Here is a 21,964-nt window from a genome sequence, read left to right as displayed (position 1 = left end):
GAACTCGGTCGCACGATTGTAGCACTCGGCCGCAATGGCGAAATTCTCATCGAGAGGACCATCCGAGACGACCGTCGCCGATCCCATCGATACCATCGCAACGGGAAAGTTCGCCGCGAAATCGACCCATCGCCGCGCCGCGTCGAGATCGGAGGCAATCTTTTCCGCCATGGTGAAGCCGCTGGCGGAGCCGAAGGCAAAGGAAACCAGCGCCAAACCGGCATCCGTCAGGGTGCGGGCAAAGTCGGCAGGCTTGAGCGCGTAGTGACCGATCATCGTGTCGGTGATTTCGATACCGGCATATCCGCCATCGGCAATGGCGCGCACCAGATCGTCCGGACCGCCGCTCCAACCGGTACCCAGCATCTCCCAGGTGAATGTTTGGCAGCCGATCTGCAGCTCAGCATTTTTCATGTCTCGGTCCTGACCTATTCGTTGATGACAGCCGGTACCGAAGCCGGCGGCTTCCCTGCGCGAGCAATCCCCGTGGCTTCGCCGGCCTTGCCAAACCCCTTCCGCCCGGAGAGGCGGCCGAACACCGGAACGGCGGGCTCTTCAGCGGGGATTGCGACGCCACGTCTTGCCATTACCTACGGTCAAATGTTACCGTGCGTCAATATATTTTATTCCTTGCGATTAAAATGTAACGCACCTCAACCCTTCACACCGCAACGGCAAAATCAGGTTCTTCGATGACACAGACCAATGGTATGAAACTCAGGATAGGCGTTGTGGGATRCGGCAATATTTCGCTCGCCTATATGCGCAACGCGCCGCTGTTCCGCGACGTCGAAATCGTCGCCTGTGCAGACCTCAACGCAGATGCCACCAAGCGCCGCGCGGCGGAATTCGATCTGCGGGCAGCTGACGTCGATAGCCTCATTGACGACAAGAACATCGACCTGATCCTCAATCTGACGATCCCGGCTGCGCATTTTGACGTTTCGATGCGGGCGCTGTCGGCAGGCAAGCATGTCTTCACGGAGAAGCCGCTCGGCGTCACGGCCGCGGAAGGACGCCGGCTGGTGGATGCCGCCGCCGGCCAGGGCCTCATGCTCGGCTCGGCGCCAGACACGTTCCTGGGAGCGGCCGGACGCCATGCCCGGCGGCAGATGGAAGGCGGCGCCATCGGCAAGCTGGTGACCGGAACAGCCTTCATGATGGGGCGCGGCATGGAGCACTGGCATCCGGATCCCAGCTTCTACTACCAGGCCGGCGCCGGCCCGGTCATGGATATGGGACCCTACTATCTCACGATGATGGTCAATCTGATGGGGCCGATCCGCCGTGTGCAGGCCGTCGCCACAAGCGGGCAGGAAGAGCGGCTCATCACCGCCGAGGGGCCGAAACAGGGCACCACATTCAGGGTGGGCACGCCGACCAGCGTGCTTTCGCTGCTTGAATTCGATTGCGGCGCCACGTGCACCTTCGGCAGTTCCTGGGACGTCTTCCGCCACTCCAACCACCCCATCGAGCTCCACGGTACCGAAGGCTCGCTGCGCCTGCCCGACCCCGACAATTTCGGCGGCTCCGTCGGACTCTCCAGCCGTGGCGCTCCCTGGCAGGAAACGGATACATCAGCCGAACTCTTCGGTGCCGTCAACTGGCCGATCGCAGCGCCGGATCGTGCCAACTACCGCATGCTTGGCCTTGCCGATCTCGCGCGCGCAATCATCGAAGGCCGTGCGCCACGCGCTTCGGGCGATCTCGCCCTGCATGTGCTCGAAGTCATGGAAGCGATCCTGCGTGCAGGTGAAACCGGTATCGCGCAGACTATTGCGGGTATCGTCGCACAGCCAAGAGAATTGCGGGAAGACGAAGCAAGGAGCTTGCTGGCATGACGCAACTGGACGAATCCGCCAAACGCGCCCTTGCCTGGCCGGGCGATCCGGAAACGCCGGTGGAAAGTTGCACCCCGGCGCAGGCGCGGCTGCAGTATCTGGACAGTTTCGCAGACATCCAGTGGCCACTCGAGGACGTGGCCGAGATGTTGGAAAGCCATGTGGGCGCCATCAGGTTGAAGATATGGCGCGGTCGGGCCGCGCCGCGCCAGGGTGCACCGGCCTTGCTTTATCTCCATGGCGGCGGCTTTGTGATCGGCGCGCCGGAAACCCATGAGGATATCTGCCGGACGCTTGCCAATATGGCAGGCGCCGTCGTGGTTTCACCCGACTATCGCCTGGCCCCGGAACACCCCTTTCCGACCGCGATCGATGATTGCGCCGCAACACTCGTCTGGATGACCGATCAAGCTGATGCCCTCGGCATCGATCCCTTGCGGATTATCGTCGCCGGCGATAGCGCCGGCGGCAATCTGGCCGCCGTCGTCGCCCTCCTGGCGCGGGACGGACAGGTGCCGGCTGTCATCGGACAGGTGTTGATCTATCCAGTGACCGACCAGTCGCAGGCAAGCGACAGCTACTTGCGTTATGCGGAGGGTTTCGGTCTGACGGCCGCGGCGATGAAATGGTTCCGAGACCACTATCTGCCGGAAGCCGCGAGCGGGGCGGATTGGCGCGCCTCGCCGCTCAGCGCAGCGTCGCTGGCGGGGGTGGCGCCAGCCTTCGTGATCCTTGCCGGATACGACGTACTATTTGACGAAGGGGCGGCCTATGCCGAGCGGCTGAGCTTGGAAGCGCAGGCCACAAGCCAGACCTGGCCCGGACAGATCCATGGCTTCGTATCAAAGAGACGGGCCATTCCGGAGGGGCAAGAGGCCCTCGAAGCCATTGCAATGGCATGGCGCGCCATGGACCCTGCGCTTGCCCGTTGAAGCGGGAACCCGCCCAGTCTCAAGCCGAGTCGCGCATAACAAGCGTCGCCTCGAGGATCACCCTGTTGGTCACAGGGGTCGTCCCATCATCCTCGCTCTCGATGTGCGCCAGCAAAAGCTCCACGGATTTCGCCGCGATCTCGGGCGCGTTCTGGGCCATGGTCGTCAGCGACGGACAGGTATATCGGCTCAGCGGGTGATCGTCGTGCCCGGCGATGCGTACGTCACAAGCGTCGCTCCGGCCGATTTTCAGTCCCGAAGCGAATGCGGCTGCCATCGCGCCGAAAGCGAAGCGGTCGTTGGCGCATAGCAGCGTTTTGCCGGGAAGACCGCCATTCGCAAGAATTCTCTGCATCTGCTCGTATCCGAGACGCTCGAATTCCCAGGAAGGTGGTGCGTCGCAATCAATGACGAGCGGGGAATGCCCTTCCCTCGCCATGGTCGCGCGGTAGCTCGCCTGCCGCTCGCCGGCATTTTCCGTCAAATGCGGAATTTCCAGGAATATCGGTGGCTCACCGGATCGGCAGAGATATTGCACAATGGCTGCCATGCTTTGCGCGTTGTCGTTGCCGACATAAGGAAGGTCAGCGCTGGCAGGGTTGTCGAAGCAGACGACGGGGATTGCGTCGCTTAGTCTTTCCAGCGCAGAACGGCGAGAACCGGCCCCGAGCGGCGCCACGATCGCACCTGCAACCTTCAGCGAGAGCAGGGTCCGCACGGCCTCCGCCTCCAGCTCTGGCCGCGTGTGCGAAGATATCTGGACGGGCCAGAAACCCTTTTCGCGCAACTCCAGCTCGATCAGCGACACCACCTGCACATAAAAGGGATCCGACATGGTCGGGACCAGAATCCCGATATTCCTGGTCCGCTTGCGATTGAGATGCCGCGCGAAAAGGTTCGGCTCGAAATTCGACTTCTTGAGAGCCGCCTCGATACGCTTGCGGGTGACCTCCTTGATCAGCGAGGGATCATCGAAATATTTCGACAATGTCGGACGCGATACGCCGGCGGCGGTTGCGAAGTCATCCATCGATTTATAGCTTTTCTTGGCCATTCAATTCCTTATTGGCGGGACGACAACTGGTCAGGAATGATTTCTCACTCAACGGCAGGTCCACTGACGCGCCAAATCACGCATTCGGCAATTTGTACAGGGTGAACTTCGTTTTCCGGAATCGTCGAAAACCAACACGTAAGCCGGCGTGATCCGTCATTTTGGTGCGGGCCATCCCCTCCTTTCGAAAATCGAAATGTTCCCTTCATCTGCGACTTGCGCAGTCTGCGCCGCGTGGTTGCAAAAGGCGCTTGTTTCAGCGCCTAAATTCGAAAATTTACAGTGAAGACTGCCGGGCGCCACTCTTTTCATTTTGTTGGGTAAACTTTCATTTGTTTACGAAAGTAAAGAAAAAATGCGTCACAAGCAACACAAATGCTGCAGAAAAATACCGATGATGTCAATCAATTTTATTATTTTCTATCAATGATTTAACTCAACCGACTTCGTGAATGCCAGCCTCCCATCCTTTCCCGATCACAGTTCTTCATTGACAGATGGGGGCTTCAGGGAACCTACTTTGCCTACGATCTTGAGGAGGATCGATTAACTGACAATCTTTGGGAGGCACAGATGAATATCAGAAAATTCGGCGTGACCATGCGGGCTGCCGTAGCGGTATGGGCGCTCTGCGCCACATCCGCGTTTGCCGACACCACCATCGAATTCATTCAATGGTGGGAACCCGAAATGCCGTCCGGCGCCTTGCGCGGCATTATGAACGATTTCGAAGCCAAAAATCCCGGCATCAAGGTGACGCTGGTCAGCGGTCCCTATGCCACGACGCGTGACCAGATCGTCGTCGGCGCCGCCTCGGGAACGCTGAGCGACGTAGTGGGGCTGGATGGTGCCTGGGTAAACGGGCTCGCCAAGCAGGGCGCAATCGCCTCGATGGACGAATTGATGGAGAAGGCCAAGTACGACAAGAGCCAGATCACCGATATCGTCAAGGTCGATGGCAAGAGCGTGATGTTCCCGCTCGCATCCTTCGTCTATCCCGTCTTCGTGAACCTCGATATCGCCAAGGCATCCGGCGTCGACAAGCTGCCGACGACCCGCACGGAATTTGCAGACGCCGCAAAGAAGATGACCGACGCCGCGAAGAACCAGTATGGCTGGGTTCTGCCGCTCTCGCTGCAATCTCCGAGCGGAATCCAGAACGACGTGATGTCCTGGGTCTGGGCCTCCGGCGCCTCGATGCTAAAGGACGGCAAGCCTGACCTCGAAAATGACGCTGTTGTCGGAACGCTCGACTATATCGCTTCCCTCAATAAAGAAGGCGTTATTTCTCCCGGCATTTTCGCCAAGAAGGAACAGGACAAGGTCGAGGAATTCGTCAACGGCCGCGTCGGCATGATGGTGGATTCCCTCGCCCATGTGACCCTCATCCGCGAGCGCAATCCGAAGCTCAATTTCGGCATATCAGCCTTGCCGGCCACTGACGGCTACACCGGCAAGCGCGGCATGCCCTATGCGTCCYGGGGCATCGGCATCAGCGAAGGCAGCCAGCACAAGGAAGAGGCCTGGAAGCTCGTCGAATATCTGATGAGCCCTGACGTCAACGGCCGTCTGGTCTCGATTGCCAACGCCTTCCCCGGCAACGTCCACGCCAAGCCGGATTTCGTGGCCTCGGACCCGATTTTCGCGGAAGCTTTCAAAATCTTCCAAAGCGGTTATCCTGCCAACGAATTCGTCGGCCTYCCGGTCGCCGAAGAGCTGATGCGCGACATGAACGTCGAAGTTCAAAAGATGTTCGATGGGGGGCAGTCAGCCAAGGACGCGGCTGCCAATACCCAGAAGGCGTGGCTCGCAAAGTTCTAAAGCACGTCGCTTTCACGGATCACCGGCAGCGCGCCCTGGCGCTGCCGGTGCAGTCGTCAAATCTCGGCAGAATGGAAGTCACAGCTCATGAATCATTCCGCTCCGGCTCTGGTCGCTGCGCACGCCAAAGCGCCAAGAAAAGGATGGCTTCGTTACAGCACCTTGAGGAAGCTGGTGCCGTATTTCTACGTTTCGCCGGCGACCCTGCTGCTTGTTCTGCTGATGCTGTTCCCGATGGTGATGGTCTTCAAATATTCATTGATGGACGGCGCCATCATGAAAAAGGACGCTGCCTTCGCGGGGGTGCAGAATTATCTGACCATCTTCGAGAATCCGGTCTTCTGGCAGTCGGTGGTGCAGACGCTTTATTTCACGATCATGAGCGTCGTCTTCCACTTCATCATCGGCCTGGCCTTCGCGCTGCTGTTGAACACCAATCGCGTCGATCCGCTCATCCGGAGCATCCTGCGTGTGCTCTTCATCCTGCCTTGGCTGTTCACGGCCGTCATCATCGCCATCATCTGGCGCCTGCTGCTCGACCCCAACGGCGTCGTCAACAGCGTGCTGATGGCGCTCCATATCATCAACTTCAAGGTCGAGTGGTTTTCGTCCACGCGCACAGCCATCCACGCTTTGACCTTCGCAAATATCTGGGCAGGCTATCCGCTCTACATGGTCAGCCTGCTCGCCGGCCTCCAGGGCATTTCGAAGGAGCTTTACGAGGCAGCCGGTATCGACGGCGCCAACGAACTCGAAAAATTCTGGTACATCACCATTCCGCAGTTGATGCCGATCATCATCAGCATCGCGCTTCTCGACTTCATCTGGACGATGCAGGTTTTTCCACTCGTTTGGATGACGACGGGCGGCGGGCCGATCTATTCGACGGAAGTGCTCTCCACCTTCACCTACAAGCTCGCCTTCTCCCAGTACGAATTCTCGTTGGCTTCGGCGAGCGCGATGATCATCCTCATCATCTCGATGAGCGTCACCTACTTCTACATCAAACACCAGCAGCGCAGGTGATCGCCATGGCAAAGCGTTCCTTCAAGAGCTCGGTATTGCCGACCATCCTGACCTATCTCGGCCTGGGGATCGGCCTGGTCTTTTCGGCCTTTCCGATCGTGTGGATGTTTTTCAGTTCGCTGAAATCGAATACGGAAATCTTCGCCCTTCCGCCGCGGCTTTTTCCGCAGGATTTTACGGTGGCCGCCTATCTGACGATCTTCAACGATCCGGTGAAAGTGCGGTTCTTCATCAACAGCTACTTCGTTGCCGGCGTCGTCACCTGCCTGACCCTCGTCGTCGCCATCGTGACCGCCTACGGCTTCAGCCGCTATCAGTTCCGGTTCAAGAACACCTTGAACATCTTCATCATCAGCACCCAGACCGTTCCGCCGATCACCCTTCTCATCCCCTATTTCGGAATGGTGGTCGCCTTCAGGATCTTCGATACCTATCTGGCGCTGATCCTGACCTACATGGTCTTCACACTGCCCTATGCCGTCCTGCTGATGACAGGCTATCTCAACACCTTGCCGAAAGAGCTGGACGAGGCCGTCCTTGTCGACGGCGGCTCGAGCTGGACGGCGCTCTGGCGCGTCATCGTTCCGGTCTCGATCCCGGGGATCGTCGCCACGGCGGTCTACACGTTTCTGCTGGCCTGGAACGAATTCCTCTTCGCGCTGACGCTGACGAAATCGATGGATCTTAGAACCGTTCCGATCGGCATCCAGCTTCTGATGGGCCAGCACGCCTTCGAGTGGAACGAGATGATGGCGATGAGCGTGCTCGGTTCGCTTCCCCTCCTGGTCCTTTACCTGGTCGCTCAACGCTACTTCCTGGCAGGCATGACCGCCGGCTCGGTCAAAAGCTGATGCAGCGCTGATCCTAAACTGGCTTTGAGAACGCATACTACAGGCAGATCACTTCTCCGATCTGCCTGCCCGCCACGACTACCGCCCAGCGCTCCAATCCCGCAGGGCATCGCAGACTTCGGCTCTGGTGGGCGCACCGATACGTCCACCGAATACCTGGCATTTGAGTGCTGCCGCCATGGATGACAACCGCATCGTCTCTTCGATCGGCAAGCCTTCCGCAGTAGCCAGCGCAAAAGCACCATGGAAGATATCGCCGGCCGCGAGCGTGTCGACGGTCCTCACCTTCGGAGCGGCAAGATGGACAATTTCGCCGGTTCGGTCGTCGAACCAGAAGCAGCCATTTTCGCCAGCCGTGACGCTGATGAAGGCATGCTCGAACTTTCGCTTCAGAACGCCGACGACCTTCAACAGCTCGGCTGTCCCGACAAGCCGTTCGGCGGCCGGCTGCGAGAACACGATATGGCTGGCGGCCGGTGCCAGCATCTCGATCACGCCATCGCCTGCAACGTCACCATCGAGAATGGCCGGCTTGCCCGCCTCTTGGGCCGCCGACAGCGCCCGCAGAGCAAGCTTCGGCCACCGGACGTCGACCAGCACCGCATCGAAAGCAGAAACGTCCTGTATTGTGACCGGCTTGACCGTTTCGTGCAGGCCGGCATCGTAGAAAGGCACGATCAAGCGCTCGCCCTGGTCATCGACAAGGATCGTCGAGACGGCCGAGCGGGCGCCTGCCACACGCACCATGCCGCTCGTGTCTATGCCGCTGTCGCTGAGGTCGGCGATGATGCGGTCGCCGGTGGCGTCACCGCCGACTGCGCCCCAGAGGCTGGCATGGCCGCCCAGCCGGGCGACCGCAAAGGCGGCGCTCGATGCCATGCCTTCGGCAATCTGCAGCATATCGTAAGGCAGAATTTTTCCCTGGCCGGTCGGTAACGAGCGCACGCGAAACAACGTGTCCATAACCGCCGCGCCGACACACAAAACGCGGCGCGCCTGACCGGGCGGCGGATCGAAGGCAGAAGTCGTCAAAACCGTTGTCTCACCCGCTCACTTGACGGCCCCGGCCGTCAGGCCCGCCACGATCTGCCGTTGCGCAAACACCGTCAATATCAGCACGGGCAAGGTGACAATCAACGCCGCCGCCGCCAGCGGACCCCAACTGACCTGCTCGAACGAGAGCATGTTGTAGACTGCGACCGGAAGCGTGCGTGTCTCGCGGCTGGCGAGCACGATGCCGAAGACGAAGTTGTTCCACGAGAAGATGACTGACAGGATGAAGGCGACCACGATGCCCGGCCTTGCGATCGGCAAGGCGACCAGCCGGAAAACCTGCCAGGGTGTTGCGCCGTCGATGCTTGCAGCCTCTTCCAGCTCCATCGGCGTCGTCTCGAAATAACCGATCATGATCCACACGACGATCGGCACGGTGACCACGAGATGGATAATGATCTGCGGCATGAGCGTGCCGAGCAGATTCAGCCACTGGAACAGCAGGAAGAGCGGGATCAGGAAAGAAAGGCCGGGCGTCATGCGCGCGATCATGATGACCATCGCGGACTTCTCCGCCTTCAGCCGCGCGATGCCATATCCGGCGGGCACGCCGATCAGCAGCGCCAGAAGCGTGGCCGCACCCGTCACCAGCACCGAATTCCAGAGATAGAGGAAGAAGTTGTTCTCTTCGAAGACCTTCAGATAGTTCGACCAGGCCAAGCGCTCCGGAATGAAGATCGGCGGATAGGCGCCGTTGTCGATCTCATATTTCAGCGACAGCGAGATCATCCAGAGGAAGAACAGGACGACAGGCGAGATCATCACCAAAGCAACAAACAGCAGTCCGATGCGATCGAGTGTCTTGCGCTTCATCAGCGTGCCTCCCCGTCCGACCAATTTACGCGCTGCCGGAGCATCATAAGGACGAAGGAGAGCAGGACGATGAGGATGAAGAAGACAACCGCCATGGCCGAGCCATAGCCGATGTCGTAGTAGGCGAAAGCCGTGTTGTAGAGATAGATGTTGATCGTCTCCGACGCCGTGCCGGGGCCGCCTTGGGTCATGGCATAGATGATGTCGAAACTTTTCACCGCATCGATGCTGCGGATAATCACGGCAATCATCAGGAACGGCGCGATCATCGGCAGCGTCAGATAGCGGAATTTCTGCCAGACATTGGCTCCGTCGATTTCAGCACTTTCATAGGGCTCGCGCGGAACCGCCGCCAGACCGCCAAGCACGATCAGCATGATAAGCGGCGTCCACTGCCAGGTCTCGACCAGCACCAGCGACGGGATGACGCTGCTCTGATTATAGATCCACTCCTGCGGGCCGATGTCGATGAAGGAGAGGAGATAGTTAAGGACGCCGAGCTGCGGATGGAACATCATCGTCCAGACGAGTGCGATGGCGACCGGTGTCGCCATCATCGGCATCACGAATATGCCGCGTATAAGACCGCGCAGTGGAAATTGAGCATCGAAGATCAGCGCCGCGAGCGTCCCCAGAAAAAGGGGAACCACCACCGAGAGCGTCGTATAGAGCACCGTATGCCACAGCGACTCCCAAAAGCGCATGTCGGTGGCGAGGCGCGCGTAATTGTCCAGCCCAGCAAAGACCTGCGATTGGCCGAGCGTCCAGCTGTTGACGCTCATCCACACAGTAAACACCCATGGAAAGACGATGACCGCGGCTATGACGATGAGCGCCGGGATGACAAAGGGCCAGTAGTTGGGAGCAAACCGATCCGGTTTGCTCCTTCCTTTCGACCTCTTGGCCACTGCGGTCGTTTCGATACTTGTCGAGGCCATTATCCCTCGCTTTTCGCCAGGACGGGTTCGAACTGTGCCGTCGCTGCCTTCAGTTCGGTTTCAGGATCGGCGCCGCCGATCATGTTGGTAAGACCGACGCCATAAACGTCACGGAACTCGGTGACCGGAATGATGACCGGCAGCGCGAGCTTCGAGATCTTGCCGGAACCGACGACGGCATCAAGCCATGCGCTCGGCATTTTGACACCTTCACGGACTTTCGCATCCTCGAGGACAGACTGGCGGAAAGGAACGCCGGCGCCGGCCTGCAGCAGACGTGCGCCCATTTCATGCGAAATCGCCCATTGGCAGAAGAGGTACCCGGCCTCTTTTTTCTGGCTTGCCGCGACGACGCCAAGCCCGTCGCCGAAGGTGCCTGCGGCCTGTGCCTTCGGACCTTTCGGCATGATGCCGTAACCGACCTGGCCGACGACGCGTGACTTTTCCGGATTCTCGATCGGCGGCGCAAAACCGACGCCGTCCAGCCACATGCCGATCTTGCCCTGCAGGAAGGCCGACTGCGCCTCGGCCCAGTTGAAGCCGGAGACGCCGGGAGGGGCGGTCTTGGTCATCAGCCTTTGGTAAAGCTTGGCCGCATCGATCGCTTCTTGCGATGTTGTGCGCAGCTTGCCATCAGGGCCGAGCGGGCTCGAACCATAACCGAGCAGCAGCGACGTCCAGACCGGCGTATTGGCGTTCTTCAGGCCGCGGGCGACGAAACCGTAGGTGTTGGTGGAAGGATCGGTGAGCGCCTCCGCAGCACTGGCGAGTTCTTCGAACGTCGTCGGGTAGGCAAGCCCCTTCTTCTCGAACAGCGCCTTGTTCCAATAGATGATCCAGTAATCGACCGAGAATGGAAGCGAACGCAGAACGCCGTCCGGATCTTTGGCAAAAGTCAGGCCGGCTTCGGCGAAGTCGCTTTCAACCAGAGACGGGTCGGTCAGAGAGGGGTCCTTGAGGAAACCGCTGATATCGGCAAGCCAGCCGCCCTTTTCGAACTGCCGCTTCTGGACATGATAGCTCATGTGCACTACGTCGAAGCTCGGCTTGCCGGAGCTCAGCTCGATGGTCGTCTTCTGACGCTGCTGTTGTTCGGGAGTCGCTTCGGCATTGACCTTGATGCCGGTGAGCTCCTCGAATTCAGGCAGGTACTTCAGAAGTATTTCGCTGCGAGGGCTCTTGACCAGGTTGACTTCGAGCGTCGTGCCGGCAAAGCGCTTCCAATCGACCGCAGCCGATGCCAGCCGCACGCCGAGCATGCTGCTGGCCCCAAAAGCGGCCGTACCCGCCAGAAAGCCGCGTCTCGTCGGATTTAAAAACGATGACATGTGATTCCTCCTCCTTTTGCCGGCGATCTCCTCACCCCCGGCTGTTTATTTCCGATTATATCCTGAGCGCACGATCTCTTGCATGATTGATGTGTGCGACAAGGCTGTTGACGGCGTCCTCCGCCGATCGTCGTTCGATTGCCTCGAGCACCTTGAGGTGCTCGCCCATGACAGGTCCGACGTGACCATCGATGCGAAAACGATCCTGACTGATCAGGCGCATCTTGATCGAGTTCACCCGGTAGGCGTTCGAGATGATGGTATTTCCTAAAGCATCGATAAAGGCGTCGTGCATGCCCCAATCGACAGCTTGCGCGTGCACTTCCAATTCGTGCGAKCCATCGCCGTTTCGAATGGCATCGGCAATATCCCGATGCTGTTTCAAAAGCTTGGCGATCGTCTCGTCAGACGCGGAGCGGGTGAAAAGCGCAACAGCTTCCTTCTCCAGGAAGACGCGCAGCTGAAACGCCTCGCGAATGAGGTTAAGGTCGATATGAGCGATCTGCAAACCCCGCTGGGGCACTGTCTTGATCAGCCCTTCGGCTTCGAGCCTCGGGATAAGTTCGCGGATGGCGCCAAGCGTCAGCCCCGTCAGCTCGACGAGGYGACGCTGCGAAACGAACTGGCCGGGGCGCACATCACGCGCAAGAAGGTGGCGTGTGAAGCTTTCATACGCCTTTTCCCGCAGTGTCGGCTGCTCGTCGGTTCCGTCCATCGCCTCTCCCAGAAACATGTCCGCCCTATGCCGCTTTCGAGCGGAAAAGAGTATCGAAGGCACGAAAGAGTTGCGCCTGCCCTTCTGCGGATATTGAGACGAGTGGCGGACGAACCGCAAGCCAGATTTCATCCGACGTCACGTGAGTGACCATGGTTTTGACGGCCGCAGTCACCKGAAATTTCAGCAGTTCCTCCACGAAATCCTCGATGCGGGAATCGTCCATGCCTTCCTCCGCCATCAGCTTGACCTCGCGTGGCACGAAATTCGCCATGCCGGAGATCGCACCCTGGCCGCCAAGCCGCACGCCCCTCGCCAGGTGACGTTCGTCCCCCACCAGGATGACGAGATCGCCATGCGCCTTCAATAGTGCTTCCGTGAAAGGCCAGTCGCCGGAGGAATCCTTGACGCCGATAACGATGTTGGGAAAGGCGGTCCGCAGCCGGGCGATCAACGATACGGTCAGCGGAACCATGGTGAGCGAGGGAATGTTGTAGACGATAATGTCTCGCGCCTTGTCGCCGAGGATGGCGAATACAGCCGAAAACCACTGGAAGACGCCGTCATCACTCACGTTCTTGAAATAGGAAGGGGGAGCAAGGAGGATATTTCGGGCTCCTTTGGAAAGCGCGTGACCTGCCAGCATCGCGGCATCCTCTGCCGCGTCGACCAGCACGCCGACGATGATTTGCTTTGCTGCTATCCCGCTATCAAGCATGGAAGCGAAGACACGTTCACGTTCCTGCGTTCCGATGGAAGAGCCTTCACCCGTCGTCCCGAACAACGTAACGCTCGAGCATCCGGCCGAGAGGCTGCGCCGCGCCTGCTCGATCATCGCCTCGATCGCGATATCGCCATTGCTGTCGAACGGTGTCGCAAGCGCGACCGAGAGCCCGAATTTCTGTGTCAACTATGCTTCCTCCCAATTACCGCGTCAGACGTAGCAGACTAACATGTTAGCTGTAAAGAGGTGATTACACACCGCCTCGTTACGCGATTGTCGCGGCCGTAGCTTCCTTACGATCAACTGGCGTGCCTTGCTGCCGGTCCGTTCGCCCGAACGAGCGCCATCAGCATCGGGCCGATTGCAAACTCGCCCCTTTCGGTCCTTCGGGACAGATCCCTGAGGTAACCACCGGGCGAGTTAATGTGCCCTCCCCTTTCCAGGATACAGGCGATCACGGTTGCGGCGTTTTCCGGCCCCATACCGGAGCAGGCTTCCTCATAGGCCGAGGGACTGACGCCGAGCATCGAGCGGACAACGACGGCGGCCGACATCAGGTCTCGCCAGTTACCGATGGTTCCGCCTGGCCCGTAGTCGAGAATACTGGGGCAGGCCTGGAGGACGAGGCCGAGCGGGAAGGATTTCAGGCTTGGCCCGGCCCCTGGATCGACCGCGCCTCCCGCCCTGTTGCCCATCCCGCCGGACAGCTTCGGCTGTTTCAATCTTCGCTCGTCCGGCGGCCCGGCGTTCGGTTCATCATCGGCTGCTGCCTTTTCGCCCTGCTTCGTTTCGAAGCTTGGTTCAAGTTCATAAGTGGAGTCGGGATTTGAATTCTGTTTGTGACGCTCAATTTGAGACTCATTGGCGTCTATTTTTTTCGTTTTTATCCGTCTTTCCAGCACGTTGACGATCTCGGTACGCAGCAGCCCCATCTCGTCAAGCAACGGTGCCAGTTCTTCTGCGGTCGCCACGCGCGGAATCCGGGCAAGGAGCGTTCGAAACATCGCCGAAATGCCTTCCCAATCACCGGAAACCCCTTCTTCGATAGCCGTCGCGATCAGCTTGGAGACATCGCGCCGGCCCACCGTCAGGCGTTCCCTGGTCACCCGCAACAGTTCCCGGTCGGCAACCGCCTGGGCGGCCAGGCTTTCGATCTCGACCGCACGCGCCAGAAGCGGCGCGACGCTGAAGCCAAAGGCCTCGCCGATGGCCCCTGCCCTATCGCGGCGCGCATAGCGCTTTCCGTTCGGACTGTCCTTGCGCAGGATCAGGCCGGCGTCGACCAGGACGGCAAGATGCCGCCTGAGGGTGGCCGGCGTCATGCCGCGAGCACGCAGCGACAGCTGCGCATTCGACGGGAAGACAATCAGGCCCTTCTCCTCGGAAATCTCGTCGTCTGGGTAGAAGGTCAAAAGCGCATCGAGCACCGTCAACGCCCGATCGGTCACGCCGAGCGCCGGCCGCGCCTCACAGATCGCCCTGAACAGCTTCCACTTGCTGCGCTTCATTCCCGGCTCGATGGTCTCGGCCAATTGCTGACTTGCCAGCATGCCAAGCGACATCGGCCGCCGCCCGAAGGGCGTCGTCACATATCCACTCTCCATTTGCCTTCACCTTCGTTCAGGCAAAAGAAAACCATCCACCAATTTGGTGCCTAAGACGCTTGACTGTGATTCGTGGAAATGCGATTCTCGATGTGCTTAAGATCTGAGAAGGGCTTCCACGACGGCGTCGTTGGGGGCCTTTTTCTTTTGCGCTCTACGCTCCTCTGTCCTTGTTGAACTCCTGGAACAGGCCCTTCAGCCGTTCCTGGACGAATTGATCGAAACCGGGCGCGATCTTGCCGTCGAAGACGAAGGTCGCACCGGATACTGTCTTCTTGATCATGACAGGCACGCCAGTAACCTGGGTTTTGGCCACCGCCGGCTTCGGCGCAGCCGTCTTCTTCGTTGCCAGAACGAGTGCCCGCTGAAACCGCTCGTCGCTCGAAATTTTGCGCGTGTCGTCCGCGGACAACTCCGCGATGATCTTCTCGACGTCGGCTTTCTCAAGCCGCTCGCCCAATTCCAACCATCGCCGGCGGCCGATATCAGGTGCCGCACCGATGGCGTTGACGAGCCTCAGGGGGACCTGTCGTATGACGATCAGCATTCTCGACAGCGCCGCCTTGTCCACGCCGAGAGCCGCCATAATGACATCGCGGCCAAAGCTGCGTTCCTCGAGCCGCGATGCAAAGAGCGCGCGCTCGATGTAGGAGAGATTGGTTCGAGCGCTGTTTTCCTGTCCCTGGCTGACGACCAGTTGACCGTCGGTGAGATCGCGGACGACCGCGCGCACCCTGATGCCGATTTCTCGGGCGGCAGCCAGGCGACGATGGCCATAGGCGACTTGGTAGCGTCCCCTGGTTTCGGGATGTGGGCGGACTAGGATCGGAACCTGCTGCCCGTGCTCACGGATTTGCTCGACGAGCTGTGCGAGTTCGGCCGCATCGATCGCCAATCGGTCGCTGACGAAGGAAGCGTCGATCAGGCCGGGATCGAGTTCGACGATGGTCTGGCCGGTGGCAAGCTGCCGTTCCAGTTCACTCGCACGCTCCATTTTCTCGGTAATGTTGCCGAGCGTTTTCGTAATGCCGCCGACAGGCGCAGCACTGCGCTCCTGCGGCACGAATCCGGCGATCGGACGATTGTCGCGTGGTGCGACCGCGTCCATCCTTTCCGGGTTCGGAGCGGAAATTTCGATGAGGTTCTTGCGCGCCATCTATCTATTTCCTTCCCCAGGTCGAGCGAATATGCGCCTCGATCTCGCCATTAACGAGGTTGAGGGATTCCAGCGCCCGATCGTAGGTTCCGCGTGTGAACTGCGACCGCTCGACCTCGTAGAGAGTCTGCTTGGTGACGCCGGCATCGGCGACCGCCGTCGATTTCACCATGGCATTGTGCAGCATTCGATTGCCGAAGATCGCCCGCATGAAGCCGGTCATCTGGCTTTGCGGTCCGTCGTTCGGCTCGAACCGGGTCACGAGATAGCGCATCCAGTCATAGCTGGTACGTCCGCCAGCCTTTTCGACGACCGACATCAGCTCACTCGTCATCGTCAGAAACTGCGACATCGACATGACATCCAGCATCTGCGGGTGGACCGTGATCAAGACCGAGGTTGCAGCGCAGAGCGCCGACATCGTGAGGAAACCCAGCTGTGGCGGGCAGTCGATAACCACGACGTCATAAAGGCTTTCGATCTCCGTCAGGACTTCGCCGATGCGGGCAAAGAACATCGTCTCCGCCGTCCCCGACGCCATCGCCTTCGGCGTCTCGTGCTCGAATTCCATCAGCTCGAGATTGCCCGGAATGAGATGGAGATTTGGCGTGTAGGTGGCGCGCACGATGTCGGCGATGGGGCGCGGCTCCTCATATCGGATCGCACCGTAGATCGTTTCGCCCTCTCCGACGTCGAACTCCGGCTGATGACCGAACAAGGCGGACAAGGAGGCCTGCGGATCGAGGTCGACGGCGAGCACGCGGTAGCCTCGCAGCGCCATGAACTGCGCCAGATGGGCCGCAGTGGTGGTCTTGCCCGAGCCGCCCTTGAAATTCATGACGGAGATGATCTGGAGCTTCTCGCCCGGCCTGCGAGCCGGCACATATTTCGGCGTTCCGTTTCGCTCGTCGAGGACCCGGCGAATGCGATCCATATCCGTTGCACTGTAAAGCCGCCGTCCGTTTGCGAGCGGATCGGGCCCATGGCCGTCGGCGGCCACCTGGCGGAGATAACCTTCTCCGATGCCGATAAAGGCAGCAGCTTCCGCCGGCGAAAATGTTCTGATCGTCTTTTGYGACAGCGGGGGGAAGATTTTTGCCTGATGCTGCTGAAGTTGATAGGATAACTCCTTCGCATCTGTTGCCAGAAGCGATGGGAGGTGCTCTTGATCGTCCTGAACAGCAAGACTCGGCTGCATGATCTTTTTCCCAGGTAACTGCGCAATTTTTAACGAAAGCGCTTCAGTTGCGCAGTTACTATATGCCCCGATTCGTTACCAATTTACAAATGCTTAACCAAACCGCCCGTTTCAGCCGATCGAGACGGCTGACGACATGACACAGATTTCAGGTGATTCGCGCATTGCCGACGGCTCGAAGTAACTGATACCAACGGTGGCTTTCCAGCCGACCGGGAGGTCAATGGCGTCGCCGTATAAATCCACTTTATCAATAGCTTGGGCGCTGTCTCTCATTTCCGCGCTTATCGTCCTCCGTTTCCGGAAAATCTTTCTGCAGCATAAAGAGATTGCCCTTGCCAGCCTTCCTCCAGCCCGAAGCGGCATCAGGCGACGTCACCGTCAGGCCGCCGATATCGGCAGGCGGCGCAAATGCCTGGCGGCAGGAGAAGAGGCCGAAAAGCACGAGAACGAAACCCAAGGCTGATTTGACCCGGCCGATCCGATCGATATGCGCGTTGCCCATGCGCCCCTGCCCTTGCGTTTCGACTACCGCCGACGGATTTGGAGCCGGGTGCGGCCATTTCAACCCCGAGCTTTCATGAAGGTTTCTTGAGGTCTGATCGCAAAGCTCAGAGCGAGCGATGCGAAACTTTCGCCTGTCGATTTCTCATGAAACCATCCCGATGCCGCTTTGCAAGCAACGAGAACTCGGTCGAGTTCAAGAAGCGCGGCAGGATCTTGAAGTTCATCCTGTTCGGCTCCGATGCCCAGGATAGATGGGCCGATCAACCTTTCGTCGTGAAGGCAATAGCGATCTGATTTTGATCAGCTCATTGTCATAGCGGCCCGTCACGACGACCTGCAGGCTGCACGCGACGAGCCTGATATTCACCAAAGTGAGAATAAAACAGACGTTGCAGTCGTTGCACTCAGTTCCCAGGCTTCTCGTCGTTTTGCAGCGGCAAGCCGGCTGCCTGCAGTCCTACAAAAAACCGCTCTTGGTCTTCGATCCGCACCAGCCGACTGGCGACCTCCTGTTTAATATTCGGGATCAACGCCGGTGAGTGGAGCTCGATCCAGTCGAGTTGCTCCTTTGCCTCGGCCTTCTTTCCCATGGAGCCGAGGATAGCGACCAGCACGAGACGATGCATCGGATTGTAATTGAGGTCCGACATGCGGGACCATAATTCCGCAGCCTGTGTATCCCCTCGCATGAAGGCGCAAAGCGCCATTCCCACCTCGTAATATCCGCGGGGGCCAGCATTTTTGCTGACGACCGCAGAAATCAGCTCGCATCCCCTGCCCCATTGGCCCGACATCGACAAGCGCAAGCCGTATTCACCGGCCACTTCAGTGTCGTTCGGATTGCTGGCATAGGCCGCCTCGCCGGCGCGCATGGCCCCGGCCAAATCTCCACCGAAAAAATTGGCAAGCATGAGGGCCTGAAGTGCGCGCGCATTCTTTGGGTCGAGTTGCACGGCGCGCTCTGCAAATTTCTTTGCGACGCCAAGCGTGGCGACGGTCGGCCTTGTGTTCAACTGATACGGAAAGCGAAACTCATCAAGATAGGTCAGGGACAACAAGGCCGTGGCATTGGAATCGGCCGATTTTTCCTCAACTGACAGTTGCAGACAGGTTTTTGCCATTTCGTGTGCACGGGCAGTCATTTCRCTGCGGTAGCTGTAATAGGACAAGACACATGAAAAGGCGTCCGCGCCATTAGCGATATTGGCGGTATCGGTCTGGAACATGACGCCAAATGGACGCGCGACTGCCGTTGCAATTTGTTCGGCAAGACTTGCCTGCGTTTTCAGGATGCCCTGCACTTTCATGTCGGCATCGTAATTGCTCGCCCAGATAACGGCCCCATCCGTCCGCCGTACAAGCCGCGCGGTTGAACGCAGCATGCTGCTTTCCAATCGCACGCCTCCCTGAAGGGCATAAAGCGGCTCTGGCGAAATCTGCCCCTCTCTGGACCGCGGCAAGTCGGTAACGACGACAATGTCGTTAAAGGGAACTAGCTTTTCAATAATGTCGTCGGTGATGCCCTGCGAAATGTCCAACGCAAGTCTCCCGTCGGAACTGCTTTCGAAGCGCTCGACGACAATGATCGGGCGACTGCCGACTCCGGATGCTATCTCAGTTCCCGCGTCAAGCGGCCTGTCATGCTGAAGCAGCGCGGCGGCCGAGAGAAGACTTAACAACACGCCTCCGGCAAGGAGCCAATTTCGGGATCGTGACAATTGGGGATTTGCCGTAATTCGCTTGATTACATCCCCGGGGGCATCAATCCGTTGTAAGCCCTCCTCCGAAGATATCGGCCATTCGGATTGCGGCATCGCTAACGTTTCAACGCCCGGCCTCACGTCGAAGACCGGAGCATAGCCGCCCCTCGGAATCGTGATGATGACCCGGTCGGCGCTGCCGGCAGTCAGATAATAGTGCTCCAGCTCTCTGCGCAGCCGCCCTGCTTCGATGCGCACGCATGGATCCTGCTGGGCGTCGAAATTCGCATCTCTGCCAAAAACGGCTTGCGCGATGGTAAACGCCTTTAAATAGTCGCGACGACCGGCAAGCGTTTCAGTCACGACAAATTCCAGGAATCGTCTCGCCCGCTCGGGAAGGCGAAATTCCGGACTGGAAAGAATGCGCTCGAGTTGCTGCTGCACTTCTTCGTGTGAAGCCAAGCCGCTGCCAGTCGCACCAACACCTGCACTTGTCATCGGTTCCCCGCCAGTTTCCGATTGCAAACAACCTGCAGTATAATGCTTCAAACAATAGTCCCGACTTGTCAGAACGGCAACGCCATTCGACAGAACCAGCTGATCGGGACAAACTAACTTTCGGCCACCGACGTTCAGGGAGGGGCAGAGAGCCTCATGCCAGCGTAAGATACAGTATACTACCGAAGCGGACGTGTATTTTACTGCCCTAGCCTCCCCGCGCGCCTTATCATTTCCGCGCATTATGGAGGAAGCGACGATGACATCACCTGAGACGCCAACATCCAATCCGATGACAAGCGCAGAGGATCTGCGCAAGCGTGCTCTGGAGCTTCAGCTTCTCGAAATGGAGCGCAACGAAAAGATCAAATCGCGGGAGGCAAAGAAACATGCCGAATTCGTGGAGGATTTTTTTCGCAAGCAAATCGGTGAAGCGGAACGCGCCGTTATCAAGCGGCTCGTGATGAAGGCAGCTGCGGACGGCAAGTACGAGGCCCTGATCTACAGCTTCCCCTCGACTTTCTGCACCGATAGCGGTCGAGCTATCAATAATAATCTTCCCGGATGGCAGAAGACGCTGCAGGGAAGGGCAAAGGAGCTTCTGGAACTGTTCGAGGAGGTTGCCAAGCCACAGGGCTACGGGCTCAAGGCGATGATCATCAACTTCCCCGACGGCATGCCGGGCGACGTGGGCTTCTTCCTGACCTGGGAACCGCCTGTCGAGTGACTGACCGACGGAGCGATTCCAAGCGAAGGAACCACAATTGAAAGCGACTGAAATCGAGCGCAAGTTTCTGGTCCGCGACGACAGTTGGCGTCATTGCGCCGACAATGGGCAGGTCCTACAGCAGGCTTATCTGTCCCACCGCAATCAGAGCTGCGTGCGCGTTCGCCTGATTGACGGACATTGTGGATACCTCACAATTAAGTTCCCCATGTCACGCCTCGCTAAAGAGGAATATGAGTACGAAATTCCCGTCGGCGAGGCACGTGATCTTCTGCTCGCCGCCGGTCACATTCTCGAGAAAACCCGCTACCGCGTTCTTCATGACGATAGACATTGGCAGGTGGACGTCTTTGCGGAACCGTACGAAGGATTGACGCTCGCCGAGATCGAAATGGCGAGCGAGGATGAGCGCTTCACGCTGCCGCAATGGCTTGGACGCGAGGTAACGGGCAACAACCGGTACTCCAACCGCGCCATGGCCGCTGCCTCGCGTGTGTCGGCCATAGCGCAGGGAGCCACCGGCTGGGATCCTACTCGCCTACGATGGTCCAATCGGCATCCGGATTGAAATCTTTTATCGCCGCGGCCCGCGCTTCGGTTTGCGGGCCGAGATCGCGCTGGTAGATGGCACTCCTCCCGTTGACGACAAATGTCTGCACGCCGGTCACCCGGTATTTGACCGGCCAAGCGATAAGGGCAAAGCCGCCCGTCATGTAGCCGTTGACGATATAGCTTTTCTTGCCCTCAAGGACTTGGTCTCCCTGTGCAGTCAGGATGCGATAGCGATAGCCAAAGTAACCTTCCCCGCGTTTGGCGGCGCCGAAGGCCGCCGTCTCGACCAGCGCGCTTGCCGGGCTTTCCTCGGGATAGACGTTCGGATCCCAGTATAGGCCATCAAGTTTGCCCGGACTGCTGATCAATTTCTTCGCGAACTCATAAATGCCATCGCCGTCACGATCCTCGGATGCGTATTGATACTGCGCCGCGACATATTCGTGCATCGTATCAAGGGTGGCGAGTTCATTTTCTCCGATGCGGCGGTTGATGATCTCTTCGAAACCGCGCTGGGTGTCAAAGGACCATTTGCCGTCCTTGCCTTCGGTCAGCGGAAACGGCAGCGGCCAGAGCCGATCGCCGATCGCAACGATCTTCATGCCTGCAGAATCCCGCAGGACCACTTGACGCTCGGCGCCCTCGCGGATCAATCCGTAGGCGATCATCGCCTCATTGCTCGAGCGCAGCTTGTCTGGCTTCAAGCCGAGCAGAGCGGCAAGATCGTCGATACTGTCGGAACTCAGGGCAGATTTCAGTTTGTCTAGAGCAAGCGATGGATTGTCGAATTTCGGCGACGGCGTTGCCGCCTTGTATTCGGCGAGATCTGTCTGCACTTGGGAGAGCGCCGGTGCCGCCGGCATTGCGCAAAGCACCGTCGCAAGCATAAACGGAATTGCGATCGATTGACGTCTCATGATGTAACT

General features: G+C 58.9%; 21 protein-coding genes and 1 pseudogene. 8 read left to right on the top strand and 14 right to left on the bottom strand.

Annotated elements, in window-relative coordinates; all coding sequences use genetic code 11:
- Nucleotides 1-414 (bottom strand): sugar phosphate isomerase/epimerase family protein (locus AC1D1Z_RS14595; RefSeq protein WP_477850972.1); only part of this gene is annotated, 414 nt, incomplete at its 3' end.
- Between the two features lie 278 nt (nt 415-692).
- On the opposite strand from AC1D1Z_RS14595, the gene AC1D1Z_RS14590 reads away from it, so the two are divergent.
- On the top strand, nt 693-1,841 hold the full coding sequence (locus AC1D1Z_RS14590) for a Gfo/Idh/MocA family protein (protein ID WP_477850970.1): 1,149 nt from the start codon (nt 693-695) through the stop codon (nt 1,839-1,841).
- The gene (locus AC1D1Z_RS14585) at nt 1,838-2,773 is read left to right on the top strand and encodes an alpha/beta hydrolase (RefSeq protein ID WP_018245744.1); all 936 of its coding nucleotides are present in this window, start codon (nt 1,838-1,840) and stop codon (nt 2,771-2,773) included. Before AC1D1Z_RS14590 ends, AC1D1Z_RS14585 begins: the two co-directional genes overlap by 4 nt.
- A gap of 19 nt (nt 2,774-2,792) precedes the next feature.
- On the opposite strand, the gene AC1D1Z_RS14580 is transcribed toward AC1D1Z_RS14585, so the two are convergent.
- Entirely contained in the window at nt 2,793-3,827 is a 1,035-nt protein-coding gene (locus tag AC1D1Z_RS14580; protein ID WP_018245745.1) for a LacI family DNA-binding transcriptional regulator, read from the bottom strand.
- A gap of 573 nt (nt 3,828-4,400) precedes the next feature.
- Here AC1D1Z_RS14580 and AC1D1Z_RS14575 point away from each other — a divergent pair.
- The 3 genes from AC1D1Z_RS14575 to AC1D1Z_RS14565 all read left to right on the top strand — a co-directional run bounded on the left by AC1D1Z_RS14575 (nt 4,401) and on the right by AC1D1Z_RS14565 (nt 7,525).
- Nucleotides 4,401-5,648, top strand: a complete 1,248-nt coding sequence (locus AC1D1Z_RS14575; RefSeq protein ID WP_477850967.1) for an ABC transporter substrate-binding protein — start codon at nt 4,401-4,403, stop codon at nt 5,646-5,648.
- A gap of 87 nt (nt 5,649-5,735) precedes the next feature.
- On the top strand, nt 5,736-6,674 hold the full coding sequence (locus AC1D1Z_RS14570; RefSeq protein WP_018245747.1) for a carbohydrate ABC transporter permease: 939 nt from the start codon (nt 5,736-5,738) through the stop codon (nt 6,672-6,674).
- Between the two features lie 5 nt (nt 6,675-6,679).
- On the top strand, nt 6,680-7,525 hold the full coding sequence (locus AC1D1Z_RS14565) for a carbohydrate ABC transporter permease (RefSeq protein WP_020572890.1): 846 nt from the start codon (nt 6,680-6,682) through the stop codon (nt 7,523-7,525).
- A 78-nt stretch (nt 7,526-7,603) separates the two neighbouring features.
- Here AC1D1Z_RS14565 and AC1D1Z_RS14560 read toward each other — a convergent pair whose 3' ends face one another.
- From AC1D1Z_RS14560 to AC1D1Z_RS14515, 10 genes and pseudogenes are all read right to left on the bottom strand, one after another.
- A complete protein-coding gene (locus tag AC1D1Z_RS14560; RefSeq protein ID WP_018245749.1) occupies nt 7,604-8,557 on the bottom strand; it encodes a sugar kinase in 954 nt (317 codons plus the stop codon).
- Nucleotides 8,558-8,575: 18 nt separating this feature from the next.
- Nucleotides 8,576-9,391 (bottom strand): carbohydrate ABC transporter permease, encoded by an 816-nt coding sequence (locus AC1D1Z_RS14555; protein ID WP_003550140.1) that lies wholly within the window; start codon nt 9,389-9,391, stop codon nt 8,576-8,578.
- Nucleotides 9,391-10,329 (bottom strand): carbohydrate ABC transporter permease, encoded by a 939-nt coding sequence (locus tag AC1D1Z_RS14550; protein WP_018245750.1) that lies wholly within the window; start codon nt 10,327-10,329, stop codon nt 9,391-9,393. Before AC1D1Z_RS14550 ends, AC1D1Z_RS14555 begins: the two co-directional genes overlap by 1 nt.
- A complete protein-coding gene (locus tag AC1D1Z_RS14545) occupies nt 10,329-11,657 on the bottom strand; it encodes an ABC transporter substrate-binding protein (protein ID WP_018245751.1) in 1,329 nt (442 codons plus the stop codon). The genes AC1D1Z_RS14550 and AC1D1Z_RS14545 overlap by 1 nt, the downstream gene beginning before the upstream one ends.
- A gap of 55 nt (nt 11,658-11,712) precedes the next feature.
- A complete protein-coding gene (locus AC1D1Z_RS14540; RefSeq protein ID WP_477850961.1) occupies nt 11,713-12,390 on the bottom strand; it encodes a GntR family transcriptional regulator in 678 nt (225 codons plus the stop codon).
- 7 nt (nt 12,391-12,397) lie between these two features.
- Nucleotides 12,398-13,282: a dihydrodipicolinate synthase family protein gene (locus AC1D1Z_RS14535; protein WP_477850959.1), complete on the bottom strand. Its 885-nt coding sequence runs from the start codon at nt 13,280-13,282 to the stop codon at nt 12,398-12,400.
- Nucleotides 13,283-13,395: 113 nt separating this feature from the next.
- Entirely contained in the window at nt 13,396-14,700 is a 1,305-nt protein-coding gene (gene repC / locus AC1D1Z_RS14530) for a plasmid replication protein RepC (RefSeq protein WP_018245754.1), read from the bottom strand.
- A gap of 154 nt (nt 14,701-14,854) precedes the next feature.
- Entirely contained in the window at nt 14,855-15,856 is a 1,002-nt protein-coding gene (gene repB / locus AC1D1Z_RS14525; RefSeq protein ID WP_018245755.1) for a plasmid partitioning protein RepB, read from the bottom strand.
- 4 nt (nt 15,857-15,860) lie between these two features.
- Nucleotides 15,861-17,054: a plasmid partitioning protein RepA gene (gene repA / locus AC1D1Z_RS14520; RefSeq protein WP_018245756.1), complete on the bottom strand. Its 1,194-nt coding sequence runs from the start codon at nt 17,052-17,054 to the stop codon at nt 15,861-15,863.
- A gap of 274 nt (nt 17,055-17,328) precedes the next feature.
- Nucleotides 17,329-17,559, bottom strand: a pseudogene (locus AC1D1Z_RS14515) (hypothetical protein); the annotation flags it as partial.
- 146 nt (nt 17,560-17,705) lie between these two features.
- Between AC1D1Z_RS14515 and AC1D1Z_RS14510 the strand changes: the two are divergent.
- A complete protein-coding gene (locus tag AC1D1Z_RS14510) occupies nt 17,706-17,855 on the top strand; it encodes a hypothetical protein (protein WP_018245759.1) in 150 nt (49 codons plus the stop codon).
- Nucleotides 17,856-17,965: 110 nt separating this feature from the next.
- Here the strand turns inward: AC1D1Z_RS14510 and AC1D1Z_RS14505 are convergent, their stop codons facing one another.
- Nucleotides 17,966-19,759: a tetratricopeptide repeat protein gene (locus tag AC1D1Z_RS14505; protein WP_018245760.1), complete on the bottom strand. Its 1,794-nt coding sequence runs from the start codon at nt 19,757-19,759 to the stop codon at nt 17,966-17,968.
- Between the two features lie 259 nt (nt 19,760-20,018).
- Between AC1D1Z_RS14505 and AC1D1Z_RS14500 the strand changes: the two genes are divergently transcribed.
- Nucleotides 20,019-20,486, top strand: a complete 468-nt coding sequence (locus tag AC1D1Z_RS14500; protein ID WP_018245761.1) for a hypothetical protein — start codon at nt 20,019-20,021, stop codon at nt 20,484-20,486.
- A gap of 37 nt (nt 20,487-20,523) precedes the next feature.
- On the top strand, nt 20,524-21,054 hold the full coding sequence (locus AC1D1Z_RS14495) for a CYTH domain-containing protein (RefSeq protein WP_018245762.1): 531 nt from the start codon (nt 20,524-20,526) through the stop codon (nt 21,052-21,054).
- Here the strand turns inward: AC1D1Z_RS14495 and AC1D1Z_RS14490 are convergent.
- Nucleotides 21,017-21,955: a DUF2950 family protein gene (locus AC1D1Z_RS14490; RefSeq protein ID WP_018245763.1), complete on the bottom strand. Its 939-nt coding sequence runs from the start codon at nt 21,953-21,955 to the stop codon at nt 21,017-21,019. The genes AC1D1Z_RS14495 and AC1D1Z_RS14490 overlap by 38 nt on opposite strands.
- Nucleotides 21,956-21,964 lie beyond the last annotated feature (9 nt).

Source organism: Rhizobium sp. P1_E1 (genome assembly GCF_056406015.1).
The sequence above is the reverse complement of the archived record's forward strand: the minus strand, read 5'-3'. Positions and strand labels throughout refer to the sequence as shown.